The 19256-nt window shown below is 73.9% G+C and carries 17 protein-coding genes; 6 read left to right on the top strand and 11 right to left on the bottom strand.

All coding sequences use genetic code 11. The annotated features are described in order from the left end of the window. Window positions 1-7 precede the first annotated feature (7 nt). The 3 genes from IEJ02_RS24015 to IEJ02_RS24005 form a co-directional block, all read right to left on the bottom strand. A complete protein-coding gene (locus tag IEJ02_RS24015; protein WP_191066775.1) occupies window positions 8-1825 on the bottom strand; it encodes an ABC transporter permease subunit in 1818 nt (605 codons plus the stop codon). 290 nt (window positions 1826-2115) lie between these two features. Further along, entirely contained in the window at window positions 2116-3666 is a 1551-nt protein-coding gene (locus tag IEJ02_RS24010; RefSeq protein ID WP_191066755.1) for an ABC transporter substrate-binding protein, read from the bottom strand. Between the two features lie 72 nt (window positions 3667-3738). Beyond that, the gene (locus IEJ02_RS24005) at window positions 3739-4224 is read right to left on the bottom strand and encodes a GNAT family N-acetyltransferase (RefSeq protein WP_223864330.1); all 486 of its coding nucleotides are present in this window, start codon (window positions 4222-4224) and stop codon (window positions 3739-3741) included. Window positions 4225-4356: 132 nt separating this feature from the next. Here IEJ02_RS24005 and IEJ02_RS24000 point away from each other — a divergent pair, with 132 nt between their 5' ends. After that, window positions 4357-6771, top strand: a complete 2415-nt coding sequence (locus tag IEJ02_RS24000) for a tetratricopeptide repeat protein (RefSeq protein WP_223864312.1) — start codon at window positions 4357-4359, stop codon at window positions 6769-6771. 132 nt (window positions 6772-6903) lie between these two features. On the opposite strand, the gene IEJ02_RS23995 is transcribed toward IEJ02_RS24000, so the two are convergent. The 6 genes from IEJ02_RS23995 to IEJ02_RS23970 form a co-directional block, all read right to left on the bottom strand. Then, on the bottom strand, window positions 6904-7215 hold the full coding sequence (locus tag IEJ02_RS23995) for a hypothetical protein (protein ID WP_191066753.1): 312 nt from the start codon (window positions 7213-7215) through the stop codon (window positions 6904-6906). A 108-nt stretch (window positions 7216-7323) separates the two neighbouring features. Beyond that, window positions 7324-7896, bottom strand: a complete 573-nt coding sequence (locus IEJ02_RS23990) for a hypothetical protein (RefSeq protein ID WP_191066752.1) — start codon at window positions 7894-7896, stop codon at window positions 7324-7326. A 154-nt stretch (window positions 7897-8050) separates the two neighbouring features. After that, window positions 8051-8377: an MmcQ/YjbR family DNA-binding protein gene (locus IEJ02_RS23985; RefSeq protein ID WP_137981522.1), complete on the bottom strand. Its 327-nt coding sequence runs from the start codon at window positions 8375-8377 to the stop codon at window positions 8051-8053. Between the two features lie 102 nt (window positions 8378-8479). Next, window positions 8480-9256: a GNAT family N-acetyltransferase gene (locus tag IEJ02_RS23980; protein WP_191066751.1), complete on the bottom strand. Its 777-nt coding sequence runs from the start codon at window positions 9254-9256 to the stop codon at window positions 8480-8482. 64 nt (window positions 9257-9320) lie between these two features. Next, window positions 9321-10256, bottom strand: coding sequence for a pseudouridine-5'-phosphate glycosidase (locus IEJ02_RS23975; RefSeq protein WP_191066750.1), 936 nt, complete (start codon window positions 10254-10256; stop codon window positions 9321-9323). Further along, the gene (locus IEJ02_RS23970; protein ID WP_191066749.1) at window positions 10253-11389 is read right to left on the bottom strand and encodes a PfkB family carbohydrate kinase; all 1137 of its coding nucleotides are present in this window, start codon (window positions 11387-11389) and stop codon (window positions 10253-10255) included. Before IEJ02_RS23970 ends, IEJ02_RS23975 begins: the two co-directional genes overlap by 4 nt. Window positions 11390-11579: 190 nt before the next feature. On the opposite strand from IEJ02_RS23970, the gene IEJ02_RS23965 reads away from it, so the two are divergent. From IEJ02_RS23965 to IEJ02_RS23955, 3 genes are all read left to right on the top strand, one after another. Next, window positions 11580-12527 carry an ATP-grasp domain-containing protein gene (locus IEJ02_RS23965; RefSeq protein ID WP_191066748.1) on the top strand — a complete coding sequence of 316 codons (948 nt, stop codon included), beginning with the start codon at window positions 11580-11582 and terminating at the stop codon, window positions 12525-12527. Next, window positions 12524-13357, top strand: coding sequence for an ATP-grasp domain-containing protein (locus IEJ02_RS23960; RefSeq protein ID WP_191066747.1), 834 nt, complete (start codon window positions 12524-12526; stop codon window positions 13355-13357). Before IEJ02_RS23965 ends, IEJ02_RS23960 begins: the two co-directional genes overlap by 4 nt. 161 nt (window positions 13358-13518) lie before the next feature. Beyond that, complete coding sequence (locus tag IEJ02_RS23955) at window positions 13519-14274, top strand: thioesterase II family protein (RefSeq protein WP_191066746.1); 756 nt, start codon at window positions 13519-13521, stop codon at window positions 14272-14274. 23 nt (window positions 14275-14297) lie between these two features. On the opposite strand, the gene IEJ02_RS23950 is transcribed toward IEJ02_RS23955, so the two are convergent. Beyond that, window positions 14298-15512 (bottom strand): DUF4032 domain-containing protein, encoded by a 1215-nt coding sequence (locus IEJ02_RS23950; RefSeq protein WP_191066745.1) that lies wholly within the window; start codon window positions 15510-15512, stop codon window positions 14298-14300. 174 nt (window positions 15513-15686) lie between these two features. On the opposite strand from IEJ02_RS23950, the gene IEJ02_RS23945 reads away from it, so the two are divergent. Both IEJ02_RS23945 and IEJ02_RS23940 read left to right on the top strand, forming a co-directional pair. Further along, window positions 15687-16475 carry an SDR family NAD(P)-dependent oxidoreductase gene (locus IEJ02_RS23945; protein WP_191066744.1) on the top strand — a complete coding sequence of 263 codons (789 nt, stop codon included), beginning with the start codon at window positions 15687-15689 and terminating at the stop codon, window positions 16473-16475. Window positions 16476-16536: 61 nt separating this feature from the next. Continuing rightward, on the top strand, window positions 16537-17283 hold the full coding sequence (locus tag IEJ02_RS23940; RefSeq protein ID WP_191066743.1) for an AraC family transcriptional regulator: 747 nt from the start codon (window positions 16537-16539) through the stop codon (window positions 17281-17283). Between the two features lie 63 nt (window positions 17284-17346). Here IEJ02_RS23940 and IEJ02_RS23935 read toward each other — a convergent pair whose 3' ends face one another. Then, window positions 17347-19218 (bottom strand): CASTOR/POLLUX-related putative ion channel, encoded by a 1872-nt coding sequence (locus IEJ02_RS23935; protein WP_191066742.1) that lies wholly within the window; start codon window positions 19216-19218, stop codon window positions 17347-17349. Window positions 19219-19256 lie beyond the last annotated feature (38 nt).

Genomic DNA, 19256 nt, shown 5'->3' with positions numbered 1-19256 from the left:
CGGCGATTCAGCCTTCCCGGCCATGCTCCGCAGAGTCCGATTCGCCCCCTGCATTGCGGGGGTTACTTCGGAGGCTCCCGATGAGCGCACCCGGGCGGTCGTCAATACGGAGCCGTCGCCGGCGGGGCCACCGCACGCCGCCGGACGCCGTCACCGCCAGGAGCCCCAGGAGGGCCAGCGCGGCGGCGGGGGCGAGGACCGCCCAGGGGGCGCGCTCGGCGTAGGGGTGGTTCTCGGCCAGCAGCCGGCCCCACTCCGGGGACGGCGGCTGGGCACCGAGGCCGAGGAAGCCCAGCGCGGCGAGGGCGAGCGCCACGGACGGCAGGCGCAGCAACGCGTGGCGGACGATCGGGGGCAGGACCGCGGGCAGGATGTGGCGGCGCAGCAGATGGCGGCGGGAGGCGCCCAGCGCGCGGGTGGCGGCGAGATGGGCGGCGGCGCGCTGCTGCCGCAGCAGGGCGGAGGTGTGCGTGGCCAGCGGTGCCCAGGCGACGGCGGCCACGGCGAGCGCGGGGGTGTACGGGCCGCGGCCCGCCGCCCCGGCGACCAGCAGCCCGGCGAGCACGGGCGGCACCGCGTTCACCGTCTCGGCGAGGCCGCCGGACAGCCGGGGCACCAGCCCGAGCAGCACCCCCGCCACCAGCGCGGCGGCGCTCACCGCCACCGCGAGCGCGAGCGTGGACAGCGCGCCGTGTCCCACCCGGGCCAGCAGATCGCGGCCCAGCGCGTCGGTGCCGAACGGATGCGCCCAGGACGGGGCGGTGAGCCGGGCGGCGGTGTGCACGGCCAGCGGGTCCCGGAGGGCACCGAGCACTACGACGGCGAGCAGGAGCGCGGCGTAGAGCAGCGGAATCGCGCGAGCGGACGGGGCGGTGGGCCGGTCGAGCGAGGGCAGCGCCCCGTCGCGCAGCGCGGGCCCGAGCAGCAGCCGGGCCGCGAGCCGGGCGAGACCCCCGGCGGCGGCCGCGAGCAGGATCAGGACGAGGGCGCACGCCTGGAGCATCGGCAGGTCCTGGGCGATGGCCGCCTGGAGGGAGAGCCGGCCGAGCCCGGGGATGTCGAAGACCTGCTCGACGGCGACCGCGCCTCCGGTGAGCCCGACCATGAACAGCCCGATGTTCGGCAGCACTCCGGGCACGGCACGCCGCAGCGCCTGGCGGGCGATCCGCCGGGCGGGCAGCCCGCGCGCGGTGGCGGCCCGCGACCAGGGTTCGGCGAACGCGCCGGGCAGGGCGTCGTCCAGGACCCGGCCCAGCAGGGCGCCCGCGGGCAGGCCGAGGGCGAGCGAGGGCAGCACCATCCACCGCGGCCCGTACCAGCCGACCGCGGGCAGCCAGCCGAGCCGCACCCCGACCACGGCGGCCAGCACGGACGCCAGCAGGAACTCCGGCAGCGCGGCAAGCAGCGCGCCACCGCTCCCCGCACCGGCCCCGCGGCGGGCGGCCCGCCGCCGCGGCCCGAGCCACAGCGTGCGCCCGCACACCGCGCCCGCGGTGGCCGCCGCGACCACCAGTGCCCCGCCCATGAGCAGCAGCGACACGCCGAGCGCCTCGGCCACCGAGGGGGCTACGGCCGTCCCCGAGATCCAGGACGAGCCCGCGTCGCCCTGGGGCAGCCCGGCGAGCCACCCACCGAGCAGCCGCAACGGACCGTTGTCCAGGCCGAGTTGGGAGCGCAGGGACTCCAGGAGCTCGGGGCTGGGGTCGCGGTCGGCCGCGCGCGCCTTGAGGACGGTACGGGCGGGGTCGGTACGGGACAGCCAGGGCAGCAGACCGATGCCGCACAGCAACGCCCCCGCGAGCGCGACCCGCCACAGCGCGACCAGCCCGGTGGCCCGTGTGGTGCCCGGTCCCGTGGACCCGCCCGCGCCCGACCGAGCGAACCGTCCGGCACCGGACCCGGCGGTCCGCCCCGCACCCGGTTCGACGGACCGGCCCGCACCCGGTCCCGTGGACCAGCCCACACCCGACCCGGCGGCCTGCCCCGCACCCGGTCCCGTGGACCGGCCCACACCCGACCGGTCGGATCGCCCCGCGCTCGGCTCGGCGGTCCGCTCCGCACCCGACCCGGCGGTCCGCTCAGTACCCCGCCCGGAACGCCGCGTCCGTGCGCCGCTCAACGCCGCGTACCCGTGCCGACGAGCGTGCGCTCGTACGGGTCGAGGATCACACCGCGCACCGAGGCGCCGACGCCGTGGAGGATCCGCTGGTGGACCAGCGGGACCACCCCGTCCGTGCGCAGGACGGCGGTCTGCGCGGCCAGGGCGGCACGGTGGCGCGCGGCGTCGTCGGCGCGGGACCCGGCCTCGGCGACCGCGCGGTCCACGGCCTTGTCGCACACCCGGGCCAGGTTGTAACCGCCGTCGCAGGTGAAGTCGTCGGCGAGGTAGGACACCGGGTCGCCGGTGTCGAGCATGGTGTTGCGGGCGGCCACCACGGCGTCGAACTTCCCGGCCAGGGCGTCGCTTTCGAGCCGGGAGTACTCCCGCACCTCCAGCTTCACGCCGAATCCGGCCTTGCGCAGCTGCTGTTGCAGCACCTGCGCGACCTCGGGCAGCTCGGGCCGGTTGTCGTAGGTGGCGAGGGTGATCGGGGTGTTCCGGACCCGCGTGGCGGCGGGGCGGCCGGACGGCCGGGGACGCTCGCCCGCGGCCCAGGTGAGGGCCGGGCCGAACAGCCCGCGGCCGGTGTCGGCATGCCCCTCGTACACATCGTCGGCGAGGGCGGAGGTGTCGGCGGCCTCGCGGGCGGCGGCACGGACGGCGGGGTCGGCGAAGGGCCCGGAGCGGGTGTTGAGGAAGAGGGCGGTGGTGCGGGCGGTGGGCACCTCGCGGAGGGTGGCCTTGTCGAGGGTGGCCGCCTGGGAGACCGGGACCGCCTCGGCCATGTCCACCTCGCCGCTGCGCAGCGCGTTGGTGCGCGCCGTGCCGTCGGCGATGAAGCGGACGTCGAGGCCGGAGGCGTGGGCGAGGCCGCCCCAGTAGTCGTCGAAGCGGTGGAGGGTGGCACGGGTGGCGCCGGTGGTCCTGGTCAGGGTGAAGGGGCCGGTGGCAGTGCCGGCCGGATCGACCACCGCCGCCCCGCCCGCCGCCGCCCCGTCCACCGCCGCCCCTCGCCTCGTACCGGCCTTCGTGCGGTACGCCTTGGGCGAGAGGATGGCCAGGCCCGGGCTGGACAGCCGCAGCGGCAGGGCGGAGTCGGCGGTCGCGGTGGTGATCCGGACCCGCCGCTCCCCCACCGCCTCCGCGGTGAGCGTGACCCCGGTGAGCGCGGCGGGCGGCGGGTCGGCGCGGGTGGCATGGGCGAGGGCGCCCGCCACCGCCGCCGGGCCGACCTCGGTGCCGTCCTGGAAGCGTGCCTCGCGCAGGGTGAACAGCCAACCCCGGCCGCTCTCCCGCGTCCAGGACTCGGCGAGGGCGGGCACCGCGCCGCCGTTGCCGTCCAGCCGGGTCAGCCCCTCGGTGACGCCGAGCCTGCTGAGCAGGGTGGCGTCGGCGCCGTACGGGGAGAAGCGCTCGGCGGGCGGGAAGGCCATCGCGACGCGGAGGCGCCCGCCGCCCGCCTCGGCCCCGGCGTCGTACGGCGAACCGTCGCGGGCCGCGAAACACCCGGCGAGCAGCGGGAGGAGCAACAGCGCGGCGGCCCACCGGCGGCGGACGGAGTGCATGGGCGTGGTTCTCCAGGGGCTGCGCGGGTACGGCCGGACACGGACGCTAGATGATAATCATTTCCATAAGACTCAGCGTGCCCCGGGGGTCATGGGCACCTCGAAGTGGACGATGCCCCGCCCACCCCCGGGCGCCTCCCGCTCATCGCAGACGACCTTCGCCAGGGACCGCCAGAACGGCTCGGCGCCCGGCACCGCCGGATCGGTGTGCAGATAGACCGCGTGATAGCCGCCGTCCGCCTCGGCGAAGTCCAGCAGCGCACGCACCAGCCGCCGGGCCAGCCCGTGGCGCCGGTGCTCGGGGCGCACATAGACCCGGCGCAGCTGCGCGGTCTCGCCCGACGGATAACGCGCGGCCAGCCACGGGGGGTTGGGCGGATGGGCGGGGCCCCGGGAGTCGAGCGCGGCGGTCGCCACGACCGCCCCGTCGCCGTCGTCCACCGCGACCAGCAGGGTGTGGCGCGCACCGTCCAGATACGCGGCGGCGGGATCGATGATGTCGGCGTGCCAGCGCGGCACATAGCCGGTTCCGAAGTCGCGGTAGACGGTGTCGAGCATCACGCCGCGGGCGGCGTCGAGGTCGTCGGGGGTCGCGGTTCTGATGCGGTAGGTGGGCACTTGCACATCGTACGCAATAAGCCCGTTCGCCGATCGTACTGGCAGACTGGACCCCGAGGGGAGGCGGGGCCGATGGGGCGGGCACGGCCGTCGATGCAGGAGCTGATCCAGCGGCGCAGGAACGCCGGATTCGTGGGCCGGCGCCGGGAACTGGACGCGTTCCGGGACAATTTCGGGCTGCCGCCGGAGGACGCGCGGCATCGCTTCGTCTTCCATGTGCACGGCCACGCGGGCGTGGGCAAGACCTGGCTGGTGCGCCGGCTGGAGGAGACCGCCCGCCAGGAGTACGGCGCGCTCACCGCCCGTATCGACGAGACGGCGAGCTCCGTACCCGAGGCGATGGCCGCGATCAGCGAGCAATTCGCCCGTCAGGGGCGGGAGTTGACCGCCTTCGACCGGCGGCTCGCCACCTATCGGCAGCGCCGCCACGAGGCGGAGTCGGTACCGGCGGAGGGCGAGCGGCAGGGGCCCAGCACCGGCAGTATGGCCGCCGCGCGGGCGGGTCTCGCGGGGCTCGGCCTGGTGCCGGGGGTCGGGGCGCTGGCGGGCGCCGTCGATCCGGTGCCGCTGGCCGAGGGCACCGACCGGCTGCGGGCGGCGCTCAGCTCGCGGTTCCGCGACCACAAGGACGTCCAGCTGGTGCTGGATCCGGTGCAGACGCTGTCCCCGCTGCTGGTCAGGGAGTTGTCGGAGGCGGCCGCGGCGGTGCCGTGGCTGGTGCTGTTCTTCGACACCTACGAGCGTCTCGGGCCGCTGGTCGACCCCTGGCTGCGCACCCTGCTGACCAGCGAACGCCTCGGTACCCTCCCCGCCAACACCGTGCTGGTGCTGGCCGGGCAGACCCGGCTGGACCCCGGCTGCTGGGGCGATCTGGCCGATGTGGTCGCGGAACTGCCGCTGGAGCCGTTCACCGACGCGGAGGCCCGGCAGCTGCTGACCGCCAAGGGGATCACCCAGGAGCCGGTGGTGCGGGAGGTGCTGCGGCTCTCCGGCCGGCTGCCGGTCCTGGTGTCCACCCTCGCCGAGAACCCCGGCACGAGCGGGGACTTGGACGACCCCAGCACCACCGCAGTCGACCGGTTCCTGAAGTGGGAGCACGATCCGGTGCGCCGCTCCGCCGCCCTGGCGGGCGCGCTGCCCCGGCGGCTCAACGAGGACGTCTTCAGGGCGGCGGTGGACGACGACGGGGCCGGGCTGTTCGGCTGGCTGCGGTCGCTGCCGTTCATCGGCGACCGCGACGGCGCGGCCCGCTACCACGATGTGGTGCGCGCCCCCATGCTGCGGCTGCAGCGGACCACCTCCCCGCGGCGGTGGAGCGCGGCGCACACCCGGCTGGCGGAGACCTTCGCCGGATGGCGGGAGGCGGCCGCCGGAGGGCTCGACCCGCACGACGGATGGCGGCTGGACACCTGGAGCGGACCGCGCCTGGAGGAGTGGTACCACCTGCTGTGCGCACGGCCGTCGGCGGCGCTGCCCGGAGCGCTGCGGGACGGGATCGGGGCCTGCGACGCGGGCCCCGCGGTGGCCCGGCGCTGGGCGACCACCCTGGTCGAGGCGGGCGAGGACGCCGACTCGGAGGCGGTGCGCACCTGGGGGCGGCACCTGGTGGAGGCGCTGGCGGACGAACGGCGGCGCGGTATCGAAGCGCTGGGGCTGCTGCTGGCGCGGGGCGGGCTGGACACCGCCGGCCGGGTCGCGGCCCTCCTCGTGCGGGGCTGGCACCGCCGGTCGGTCGAGGAGTACGACGGGGCGCTGGGGGACTTCCACCGGGCGATCGAGCTGGACCCCGGCAACGTGCGCGCGCACTTCGGACGTGCCGTGGTCCACCGGGCCACCGGGGAGTTCACCGCGGCGATGGACGCGCTGGACCGGGTGGACGCGCTGGAGCCGGGCTCGACCTGGGTGCAGCGGGAGCGCGGGGAGACCTGCCGCCGGGCGGGCCGCTACGAGGAGGCGCTGGCCCGGCTCGACCCGGTGATCGAGGCCGACCCGGCGGACCATGTGGCCCTGGGCAGCCGCGGCCAGACCAACATGGCGCTCGGCCGGATCCAGGAGGCCCTGGCGGATCTGGACCGGGCCATCGAGCTGAACCACGACTACACCTGGGCACTGCTCCGGCGGGCCCGGGTCCGCAGCACCCTGGGGGACACCGCGGGCGCGCTGGAGGACCTGGACCGGGTGGAGGCGCTGGAGCCGGGCATCCCGGGAACGATGGGCGAACGCGGGGATGTCCACCGTTTCGCGGGCCACTACGAGGAGGCCATCGCGGCGTACGACCGGGCGCTGGCCCTCGACCCCGGCTACGCCTGGGCCCTGGGGAGCCGCGCGATGGCCAACGAGGCCCTGGGCCGACGCGCGGAGGCGCTGACGGACCTGGAGCGTGCGGTGGCGCTGAATCCCGGCTACGCCTGGGCCGTGGCGCAGCGCGAGCGGTTGCTCTCGGGCGGGGATTCCCCGGAGGGCGGACGGAACGACGGACCGGTGTGACCTCCCGGCACCCGCCCTTCCGGCTCCCCTCCCTCGATGGCCGGTCAACGGCCGTGTGTCAACGGCTGTGTGTCAACGGCCCTGTGCCATCGGCCCTGCGCCATCGGCCTTGTGCGTCACCGGCCCTGCGTGTCACCGGCCCTGTCGTGACGCTCGTCCGGCGAAGCAGGACGACACGGTGTGGCGTACGGCGCGCAGCACGGCACGGCAGCGCGACAGGTAACGGGACGGGCGGGCCCGGCGGACGGGGCGCCGCACGGCGGATGGAGCCGGTACGGCCTCCTCGGCGGAGGTGTCCCGAACGGTGGCGTCCACCTGGGCGGAAGCGGCCGGATCCGCCGCGGGCGGCGACGGATCGGCGGGGCGGGCCTGCGGGGTGACGGGGCGCCGGGTGGCTTCCGCGCGCAGCATCGCGCGCATGGCGGCATAGACATCGACGGGCATGCGGATACTCCTGCGGTCTCGGACGTCCTACGGCTGAGCGGGCAGGGCGGACCGCATCCGGGATCCGCGAGGCACGCGGAAACGGGATGACGGACGGCCCGGGCCCGGTCAGCAGCGCAGAACGACGGACCGCGAGGAGAGCCGACCGGCCGGGACGTCGCCCCCGGCGCCGAACGCGCCGACGCCCGGCGCCGGGTCGGCGGGGCGACCGCGGACCGCGACGAGCACGAGCGGGCCGAGGGACGTCGAGAGGGACCGATGGGCGCCGAACGAGGCGCCGTGAGCCACCCGCCCGGCGTGCCGGGCCGGATGCCCGGCACCGTCCCGGGTGGAGAACACGGCCGACGCCGAGGAGGTGGAGCGCTCGTCCTCGGCGTCCGCCGCCACCGGAACAGGGGTGACGGGCACGGGAGCACCGGCGGGGGCGGACGCGGCGAGGGCCCGGGCCGAGGCGGGAGCCCCCGCGTCACCGGGCGCGGACGTGGCCGGGGCCCGGTTCGGCACCCCGGCCGCCCCGGCCTTCCCGGCCGCGCACTGCTCCGGCCCGCTGGACGGCGCGGCGCGGACGACCCCGAGGGCCAGCACGGCATGCAGCAGCGTGGCCGCCAGCAGCAGAAGGGCGGCGGCCGCACACGGGCCGCCGCACACCGCGGGGCGGTTCGTCCTGCCGCCGTGCACCATGCGGCCTCCCTCGCTGTTTCCCTTCCAGGGAACCCCGCACAGCGGAAGACGGCACTCCGATTACCGGGAAAAGTCCATACTTTCACCCGTGTCGGTTATCTCCTCGAACGCCCATACCGCCGCATTTCGAGGGGTCGCCGGCCGTATGGTGTGATCATTCGAGCAATGAGGCGGGTGCGGCCTGCCGCCACGAGTCGAGCAGGATATCCCGCAGCTCATCGAGGTCGTCCAGCGCGGCGAGCCGCACCCGCACCCAGGCCGAACTCGCCTCATGGCCGGCGACCCAGAACTTCTCCGGCTCCGCCAGCACCAGCTCCTCCCGCTCCACCTTGGGACATCTGACGGCCATCGAGGTCTCGTCCTCGGGCAAGGTGGCGAACATCTTCCCGGCGACCCTGAACGTGGGCATCGACCAGGCGATCTTCTCTGTGGTCTCCGGCAGCGACAGGGCGATGGCACGGACATCATCGGAGGTCGTCATGGCCAGACCGTAGAACACCCCACCGACAAGGCGCCCGGCCACGTCCGCCCCGGCCCCGGCAGGCCCACCGACAAGGCCCTCCGCCCCCGCCCCCGGCTGTCGTCACGCCCGGTACACGTACGGCGTGGTGGTGGTCAGGGGCACGAAGCCGAGCCGGCGCAGGATCGGGCGGCTCAGGCTGGACGCGTCCACCTGGAGATAGCGATAGCCGCGGTCGGCGGCGATACGCGCCCGGAACGCGACCAGCGCGCGATAGATGCCCCGGCCGCGCCACTCCGGCACGGTGCCCCCTCCCCAGAGCCCGGCGAACGGCGCCCCGGGCGGCAGCTCCATCCGCGCCGCGCTGACCGGCCGGTCACCGTCCAGGGCCACCACCGCGACGACCGTGTCCGGCCCCTCGGCGAGCTGGGTGAGGAGCCGGTGCCGGAGAGCGGTGCCGTCGTCGCCGAACGCCCGCTCATGGACGTCCACCACCCGTTCCACACCGGCCGCGTCGGTCACCGGGAGCAGCCGGATGCCCCGGGGCGGTTCGACGGCGGTGTCCAGGTCCGCCACGTGGGCGACCATCAGCGTCTCCTCGGGCTCGGGGGCGAATCCGGCAGCCCGGAGCCGTTCGCCGAGGTCGCCGGGGCGGTCGTGCGCGTACAGCTTCCACTCGAAGGCGCGGTCCGCGCCCTTGAAGTGCCGTATCTGCTCGGCGATCGCCGCATCGGCGGTGACATCGTCCAGATCCGACCACAGGACGCCGTTCCAGTCGTCGCGGCCGCCGGTCTGCCGCACCACCGCACCCACGCGCTCGACCCGGACGCCGGGGCCGTCGGCCCGCGCGCCCTGTCTCATCTCCCGGTCGTACAGCTCACGCACCACATCACGATCCATGCGCCCACCCCAGCACCGGGCCCCGCCGGGGGCAATCGAATATCGGGCCGTCGAGGCCGACCCGTCACGATCCGCTCCTCGCCGCGGCGGCGTAGTCGATCGCGATCCGCGCCCCGAGCCGTGCGTTGTTCTTGACCAGGGCGATATTGGTCCGCAGGCTCTCCCCTTGAGTCAACTCCACGATCCGGCCCAGCAGATACGGGGTCGCGTCCTTGCCGCCGATCCCCGCCTCCGCCATCTCGGCGAGGGCCCGCTCGATGATGCCGTCCATCCGCCCGGCGGGGATCTCCTCGGCCTCGGGGACCGGGTTGGCGATGCTCAGCCCCGCCGTCATGCCCAGCTCCCACTGGGCGCGCATGGTGGCGGCGATCTCCTCGGGCGAGTCGACGCGCAGCGGGGAGCGGAAGCCGCTCACCCGGGAGTAGAAGGCGGGGAAGTCGTCGGTGCCGTAGGTGAGCACCGGAACGCCCAGGGTCTCCAGCTTCTCCAGGGTCAGCCCGATGTCGAGGATGCTCTTGACCCCGGCGCTGATGACGGCCACCGGGGTGGTGGCGAGCTCGGCGAGATCGGCGCTGATGTCGAAGGACCGCTCCGCACCCCGGTGCACTCCGCCGATGCCACCGGTGACGAAGACCCGGATCCCGGCCAGCGCGGCGAGCCGCATGGTGGACGCCACGGTGGTCGCGCCGTGGCCGCCGCGCGCGATGACATGGGCGAGGTCGCGCACGCTGACCTTGCCCACCTCGGGGCTGGTGGCGAGCAGTTCCAGATCGGCCCGCTCCAGACCGACGCGCGGCCTGCCGTGGAGGACGGCGATGGTGGCGGGGACGGCGCCCTCGGCGCGGATGATCTCCTCGACCTCGGTGGCCATCTCGACGTTCTGCGGATACGGCATGCCGTGGCTGATGATCGTGGACTCCAGCGCGACCACGGGACGGCCGTCGAGCAGGGCCTCCGCGACCTCCTCGGTGACGGTCAGCCGGGGGTGGGGGGTGGTCATGTGGTCCTCCGCAGCGGGGCGTCGAGCGCGTCCTCGATCAGACGCGCGGTCAGGTCGGGTCGTACGGTGGCGGGGGTGGCCACGGTCAGCGCGGCGGCGGCGTGGCCGTAGCGGGCGGCCTCGACCGGGTCGGCGCCGCCGAGCAGGGCGTGGGCGAACGCGCCGAGCATCGCGTCACCGGCCCCGGTGACGTCCCGCACCTCGGCCGGTGGCGCCTCCAGCCGCACCCGGCCCTCGTCGAGGGTGCTCAGCAGGGAGCCGCGCGCACCGAGCCGCACCCACACATGCCGCACCCCGCGCTCGTGGAGGACGGCCACGGCCCGGAGCAGGTCCGGGTCGCCCTCGTCCGTGCCTCCGTCGAGGTCCCGCCCGGCGAGCGCGCCCAGCTCCGCCACGTTCGGCGTGACGGCGAAGACCGGGCGCCCGGCGGCGAACAGCGGGGCGAGCAGCGCCGCCTTGGGGACGCTCACCGGGTCGATCAGCGTCTGGACCCCGGTGGCGGAGGCGAGGTCCAGCGCGTAGGAGAGCACCCGCGGGGAGAGGTTCCCGTCCAGCACCAGCAGACCGGCGTTGCCGATGAGTTCCCGCGCGGCGTGGAGGTGCTCGGGGGCCAGCGCGTCGGTGGCCGCCATGTCGGCGATGGCCACGACCAGATCGCCGTCGGCGTCCAGCACCGCCGTATAGGTGCCGGTGGGATGCGGGCCGCGGTGCACATGCTCGACGCGCACCCCGGCGACCCGGGTCTCGCTCAGCAGCCGCTCCCCCGCCGCGTCCTGCCCCACGGCCGCGATGAGATGGGTGGGGGTACCCAGCCGGGCGAGGTTCTCGGCGACGTTGCGGCCCACCCCGCCGGGGCTGGTGTGGGACCGCCCCGGGTTGCTGGTGCGGTACGCCACGGGGGCGAGGCTGCGCACCTTGATGTCCACGTTGGCCCCGCCGATGACCACCACCGCGTGCTCCTGGCGCAGGATGTAGCCGCGCCCCAGGATGGCGCCCTTCTTGCCCAGGTTGGACAGGTGCACATTGACCGCGGCCCGCGTGGTCCCGAGGGCGTCGGCGATGGACTGGGCTCCGGCCAGCGGGTCCCTCCGCAGCAGCGCGAGTATCTCCCGCTCCCTGCGCGTCAGCGTCATATTCAGCAGAGTAAAGCAAACTTAGCCCGATAAACAGGCTTCGTCAGGGGCCGAGAAACAGGGCACTGACGCCCATGGGTTGGCCCAGGAGATCGTAAAAGAACGGCGGATGACATCCTGAGGAGCCATGGCGCGCCGGACACTCTCGGCAGCGGCCCGGGGACCTGTCCGGTGACGAGGAAGAAGACCGATGAGACTCTGCTTTCTGGTGGAGGAGCGCTATCGCCATGACGGCATGCCGCGTGAGGTGATCCGTCAGCTCTCCGCCTGGGGCCACCAGGTGGACGTGGTCCGGCCGGGTCGTTCCCTGATGCGGATGTCCGACGCGGTGCGGGCGGGCAGCCATGACGCCTGGGTGCTCAAGACGGTGTCCGGAGGGCCCGGGCTGACGCTGCTGGAGGCCGCGGCGGCGGTCGGGCTGACCACCGTCAACGACGCCCGCTCCATCCGCGGCGTACGGGACAAGGCCCTGGCGGCCGCCATCGGGCGCAGCCGCGGGCTGCCGATGCCCCCCACCTACGCGGCGGCCCGGCCCGAGGCGCTGGAGGAGATACCGGAAGCCGAGTTCCCGCTGGTGGTCAAGCCCGCGGACGGCAGCTCGGGGCGGGCCGTGCGGCTGGTGCCGACCCCGGACCGGCTCAGGTCGCTGCGCGCCGAGCTGGCGGCGGAGGGCATGCTCATCGCCCAGCCGTATGTGCCGAATTCGGGCATCGATCTCAAGGTGTACTGCGTGGGCGGGGAGTTGTACGCCACCGAGCGGGTGTCACCGCTCGGTGGCGACGGGGGCGCACGCGGCCGGCGGGTACCGCTGTCCGCCGAAGTGGCGGCCATCGCCGCCGAGGTCGGCGCGGCCTACGGCCTCGATCTGTACGGGGTGGATGTGCTGCTGGGCCCGGACGGGCCGGTGATCGTCGATGTGAACGACTTCCCCAGCTTCAAGGAGGTGCCGGACGCGGCGGCCCGGGTGGGGCGCGCGGTACTGGAGTTGGCGCGCGGGGGCGGTGGCCGGTCCGGGTCCGCGCTCGTCGGCGCCCTCACCGGAGCCGAGCCGTCGGTGCGCGCTCCGGAGCCGGTCCCGGGGACGCCCGCGGCCACGGCCACGGGCCGGATGACCGCCACGGTGAGCGGCGGCCGATGAGGATCGGCCTGATCACCGCCGACCACGGCCATCAACTCCTCGCCGACGCCACGGCGTTGCTGACACCCCGCCATGAGGTGGTGGCGCTCGACCCGCGTGGCCACGACGGGGCGGGGACGCGGGACCCGGTCGGCACCGGCGCGCTCGCCGATGTCTATCTGCTGAAGGCCCGGACGCCGCGGGCGCTGGCGCTCGCGGCGTCCCTGGAGCGGCGTGGCGCCCCGGTGGTGAACTCCGCCGCCGCCACCACGCGGTGCCAGGACCGGACGGCGATGGCCGAACGGGCGCTCCGCGCCGGGCTGCCGTTCGCCCCCACCCGCACCGTGGCCTCGCTCGCCGGACTTGCGGCGGAGCCGCCCCCTCGTCCTGTGGTCGTCAAGAGCCGCCACAGCCGCCGCCATGACCTGGTGGCCCGCGTGGACGACGCCGCACACCTATCCGCCCTGACCGGCGACTGGGCGGATGAGCCCGTGGTGGTGCAGGACTTCGTCCCGAACGACGGCTGGGACCACAAGCTGTGGGTGGTCGCGGGCCGGGTGTTCGCCGCGCTGCGCCGGTCGGAGCTGGCGGCCGGCGGCCGCGGTCCGACCCTGCCGCTGGCCCTGGACGCGCTGCCACCGGGCTGGCTGGATCCGGTGCTCCGGGTCGGTCCGGTGTTCTCGCTGGACGTCTACGGTGTGGATCTGATCGACGCGGGCGGCGGCGCCCCGCTGATCGTGGACATCAACGCCTTCCCGGGAATCCGTGGTCAGGCGGGGGCTCCCGAGGCGCTGGCGGCCCTGGCGCTGCGGACGGCGGAACGGGGCGGACTCACCGCCTCCCGCACATGACCGACACGAGGGAAATACTAGGGGACTCCCGGCCGAAATAGGGGTGGCCGCAGGCCGGATGGGACCGGCAGGGTGGTCTACTGGTCTGCGCGCGACCCGAGGCACGCGCGTGACAGCCACCGGACAGCCGCCGCAGAGCGGACGGCACGAAAGGACATCACGTGACCGCACACCCCACCGGCACAAGCCTGTGGATCAGGCAGTTCCACCCCGCGCCGACCGCGGCGACGCGACTCGTCTGCCTGCCCCACGCCGGCGGGTCCGCCTCCTACTACTTCCCGGTCTCCAAGGCGCTCTCGCCCACGGTCGATGTGCTCGCCGTGCAGTACCCGGGACGCCAGGACCGGCGCAACGAGAAGTGCATAGACAACATCGCCGAACTGGCCGACGCGCTGGTGCCCGAGCTGCTGCCCTATACGGACAAGCCGGTGGCGCTTTTCGGCCACAGCATGGGCGCCACGCTGAGCTTCGAGGTCGCCCTGCGCCTGGAGCAGAAGGGCGTGCAGCCGGTGGCGCTGTTCGCCTCGGGGCGGCGCGCCCCGTCCTGCCACCGTGACGAGTCCGTGCACCTCCGCGACGACGACGGGCTGATCGCCGAGATGAAGGCGCTCAGCGGCACCGACACCTCGCTCCTCGGCGACGACGAGATCCTCCGGATGGTGCTGCCCGCGATCCGCAGCGACTACAAGGCGGCCGAGACCTACCGCTACACCCCCGGCCCGCAGTTGGCGACGCCCATCCACGCGCACGTGGGGGACAACGACCCCAAGGCGACCGTCGAGGAGGCCCGCGCCTGGGGCGAGCACACCACCGGTGGCTTCGACCTCCAGGTCTACCCCGGCGGCCACTTCTACCTCAACGACCAGGCGCCGCGTGTGATCGCGTCGATCCGGGACGTGCTGACCTCGACATCCTGAGCCCCGCCCCCGCCGCGGGGCGTTCAGCCGCTGGACGGGTCGTTCAGGACGGTCCGTATGTAGTCCTCGACGGTGGCGTCCAGGCCCACGTCCCGGCCCGCCCGCTCGGACAACAGCCAGCGGTGTTCGAGCAGTTCGTGATAGAGCTGCGCGGTGTCGGTGGCACCGCGCAGCTCTTTCGGCACGGTCCGCACGGTGGGCCGGAAGACATCGCGCACCCACCGGTGGGCGAGCACCTCGGGGCGGGCACCGAGCGGATCGCCGGGCGCGTAGTCGTCCTGGGTGGCCATCCAGGTCTCCAGGTCGTTCAGGAGGCTGCGGGCCTGGTTCTCCTCGGCGTCGAGCCCGGTCAGCCGCAGCAACTGCCGCTGGTGGTGGCCCGCGTCCACGACCTTGGGGACGAAGGTGACGGTGTCGCCGTCGGGCGAGCGCTCGATCTGCATCTCCGCCACGTCGAACCCGAGGTCGTTCAGGCGCCGGACGCGCTGGTCGATGGCGTGGCGCTGGGCGAGCGGATAGACCGACTGACGGGTCAGCTCACGCCACAGGTCGCAGTAGCGCTCGACGATGGCCTGGCCGAAGAGCACCGGGTCGACCGAGGGGTGCAGCGAACCGCTCGCCTCCAGGTCCATCAGCTCGCCCGCGATGTTCACCCGGGCCACCTCGACGTCGTACTCCCGCTGGCCGCTGGTGAGCCTCGGCTGGATCTGCCCGGTCTCGGCGTCCACCAGATAGGCGGCGTAGGCGCCCGCGTCGCGCCGGAAGAGGGTGTTGGACAGCGAGCAGTCGCCCCAGGCGAACCCGGCCAAGTGCAACCGCACCAGCAGCACGGCGAGCGCGTCGAGCAGCCGTCTCATGGTGCTGGGCCGCATGGTCGTCTGGAACATCGACCGGTACGGCTGCGACCCCGCCAGGTGGCGGGTGATCAGCGCCGGTTCCAGCGGTTCGCCGTGCTCGTCGGTGCGCCCGGTCACCACCGCGAGCGCGTCCACCGCGGGGACCGCGAGCCGGTCCAGGTCGCGCAGCAGCCCGTACTCCCGCACCGCCGCCCACTCGCCGACCTCCTTGACCGCCACGATCTCGCCGCCCGCCCGCGCGAAGCGGACGACATGGCGGGAGATGCCCCGGTCCAGCGCGACCAGGTGCTCCTCCGGCCACTCCGCCAGCGGGATGTTCCACGGCAGATCGAGCAGGGACGCCGGATGTTCGGGCGAGGTGGCGGTGATCTGCAGCTCCATGACACCCCAGTGTGCGGTACGGACGTGTCATCGGAGCCGGCCGTACGGGGACCCGACGCACGATCAAATGGACAGAATCTATCCGGATACATACGCTGAAGATCCAATCGGACAAGATCTGTCCGCTCAGGGAGGCCGCCGCGACAGGACCGACACTTCGAAGGGAGCCCGTGCATGAGCCACCTCGCCGGCACCACCGCGGTGATCACAGGAGCCAGCGGCGGCCTCGGCTACGCCATCGCGGACGCCTTCGCGGTGGCGGGCGCCGACTTGGTGCTGCTCGCCCATGACCGGGACAAGCTGGAGCGGGCCCGCCACACCCTGGCCGGACACGGCACCACCGTACGCGGCCTCTGCGTGGATCTGGCCGACCCCGGCGCCGCGACCGCCGCCGCGCGTCAGGTGCTCGCGCTCACCGGGCGGGTGGACACCCTGGTGAACAACGCGGGCACGGCACACTTCAGCCCCCTCGCCCAGACCTCGGCCGACTCCTTCGACGCCATGCTGCACCACAATGTCCGGGTGCCCTTCCTGCTCGCCCAGGCGCTGCTGCCCGCGCTCATCGAGGGGCGCGGCAGCATCATCAACATCAGCAGCTACTGGGCCCACACGGCGTCCGCCGGCCGCCCGTCCGCGGCCTACTCCGCCACTCGCGGCGCCATCAACGCGATGACCCGGGCGCTCGCCAATGAACTGGGCCCCTCCGGGGTCCGGGTGGGCGGAATCGCCCCCGGCGCCGTACCCGCCCCGGCGTGTGAACGGGACCGCCTCGTCCCCATGAGCACCGGAGAGCGGTACGGAGCCGGTCACGCCCCGCAGGCCCATCCGCTGGGCCGGGCCGGCGAACCCCACGAGGTGGCCGCCGCCGCGGCCTTCCTCGCCTCCCCCCGGGCGGGCTGGACCACCGGCACCATCATGAACGTGGACGGCGCCCCTGTGGACGGCGCACTCGCCGTCCACTGACGGCCGTCGCGGCATCCGCGCCCCGGCCACCGGCTCCGATGGCCGATACCATGAGGTCGCGATGGAGAGAATCCGCCACGATCCCCGCGCGACGACGGGCCGGCGTCCGCTTCCCGCCGGTGGCGGCATCGACGCCCACCGGCATGACGAGCACCAGATCGTCTACGCCGGGCGCGGGATGCTGGCCGTCACCACCGACGCGGGCAGCTGGATCGCGCCCGCCAACCGGGCGCTCTGGATACCGGCCGGGACCGTCCATGAGCACCGCGCGTACGGCGCCGCCGACCTCCATCTGGTGGGTCTTGCGCTGGCGGACAACCCGCTGCGGCTGGAGCGGCCCGCGGTCCTCGGCGTCGGCCCGCTGCTGCGCGAGCTGATCATCGAGTACACCGCGCGGCCGGCGGACCTCGGCGCCGAACGCCGCCGGCTGCGCGCCGTACTGCTGGATCAGCTCCGTCACTGCGCCGAGCAGCCGGTGCACGTGCCCGCCGCCAAGGACCCGCGGCTGGCCGCGGTGTGCGCCCTCCTCCACGACGACCCGGCGGACAACCGGACCCTGCGGCAGCTGGGCGCCGCGGTCGGGGTCGGCGAGCGCACCCTGACCCGGCTGTGCGGGGCGGAGCTGGGGATGACCTTCCCGCAGTGGCGCACCCAGCTGCGGCTGCACCACGCCCTGCGGCTGCTGGCCGATGGCGTCCCGGTCACGGCCGTGGCCCATCGCTGCGGGTGGGCGTCCAGCAGCGCCTTCATCGATGTCTTCCGCCGGGCCTTCGGCCACACCCCGGGCGCCCATCGCGCGCTGGGCTGACGCCCCGCGCCCGCGTTAGCCCGCGTCAGGGTCCTTCTTCCACGGAGATCCGTCAGAAGGACCCTAGTCCTCGGCCAGGACCACGACCGTATCGCCCTCCTCCAGGGTCAGCGGCGCGGTCTTGGACGGGTTGAGGTGGACTCCGTAGAGCGGTGGCCGGTCGCTGTGCCGGGCCAGCCGGTAGCCGATGGCCGTCTCACCGCGCTGGCGGGCGGCCTCGATGACGGTGGCGAAGTTGGCCTCCGCGCCCGGTATCAGATAGCTGGGCGCGGGTTTGAGGTAGATCTCGGACCCCTGCGGGTCGAAGAGGTCGGCGAAGACCGCGTACAGGTGGCGGTTCTCGGTGAGCTGGGTCAGCAGCAGGCTGATCACCTTGGTGGAGACGATGAAGTCGTCGGCCTTGGTGACCTGTGCGACCTCGCGGTTGGCGTCGTCGTGCATCTCGGTGACGATGGAGTACGGATCGCCCAGCTGGATCTCGATGTCGCGCAGGTGGAGCAGGGTGACCAGGGTGCGGTCGTCGGCGCGTCCGGGGTCGATCCCGTCGTCCGTCAGCACCACGATGTGGCGGTAGCCGTCCAGCCCGAGCGCCTCCAGCGACGGACGGCGGGTGGGTTCGCAGTACTTGAAGCCGACGGTGAGGTTCTTCAGCTCCCGGTTCGCCTCCTCACCGGGCGGGCGCGTGGCGGCGATGTCCACCACCGACCCGGGTTTCACCAGGAGGTCGAGCTGCGCGATGATCTTCTCCGCGCGGGAGTTCCAGCCGATCAGCAGCGTACGGTCCGGCACCGGCGGCCGGAACTCGGCCATGGCCATCGCCGAGCGCAGGATGCGGGGCCGGGTGGCCGCGACCTTGATGAGCAGATCGTCCTCCGCGACCATCAGCAGCCGGTCCCCGCGCCCGATGACGGTGTCCATGGGCGGGTTGACCAGCACCTCGCCGTCCGCGCGGTGCACGCCGATGGGCACGCCGAGCTCGAAGGCGTTCAGCGACTCCCCGTAGGTGGCGCCGGCCAGTGCGGGCTCGTCCCAGGGGTAGATCTCATTGCCGATGAAGCTGAGCAGTTCGTTGAAGACGGTGGAGAGACCGGACTGGCGGTGGGACTGCACGATCAGCCCGACCGCGATGTCATCGGCGTCGATCACCAGCGCGGTGTCCCCCGCGGCCAGCCGGGCGGCCGCCAGGTTCGCCGAACTCTGCACGGCGGCCACCACATTGGGCCGGGTCCCGGTCCAGGTGCGGCTGTTCAGCAGCAACAGCGACTTGATGACGTCGATGTCGCTGTCGTCCCCGGTGGGCGAGAGCACCATGATGGCCTTGGCGCTGTCCGGGCTCACCAGCTCCAGGTCGCCACGCTGGAGCGGATTGCCGGAGCGGCAGATCACCCGGGTCTTCCCGGTGTCCGGGATGCGGCGCCGGATCTCATCCTCCATGTCGACCTTGTCCCGGTCGGCGAGGATCACCACACAGGAGCGCCGCTCGCTCTGATTGGCCTCCACCAGCTCGGCTATCACCGTGAAGACCTGCTCCGACCAGCCCAGCACGATGGTGTGGTGGTGCTCGATCAGCCGGGAGGTGCCCTTGCGCAGTTGCTGGATCCGGGCCTCCAGGCCGGTGGTCATCACACCGATCAGCGCGCTGACGATGAAGATGCCGCCGATGGTCACCGTGAGCATGAGGATGAGGAACAGCGGCCGGCCGCTGTCCCCGCCCATCGTGCCCGGGTCGAGGGTGCGCAGCAGGCTCATCCAGACGATGCCCAGCCAGCCGCCGTTCTCCTTGGTGTCCTTGTGGGCGAGGGCGACCGCCGCCCCGGAGACCAGGGTGATCAACGCCAATGAGGCCAGCCCCAGCCAGCCGATCAGCGCCGGGGTGCCACGGTCCATCGTCCCGTCGAACCAGTACCGCAGCCGCTCCCGCAGCCTCTTGCGCATGCCGCATTCCTCCATAGCCCATCGCGCCGCCGGACCCA

This window comes from Streptomyces sp. 5-10, assembly GCF_014712245.1.
GTDB classification, from domain to species: Bacteria; Actinomycetota; Actinomycetes; order Streptomycetales; family Streptomycetaceae; genus Streptomyces; species Streptomyces violaceusniger.
This window is presented reverse-complemented; position numbering and strand designations above follow the sequence as displayed.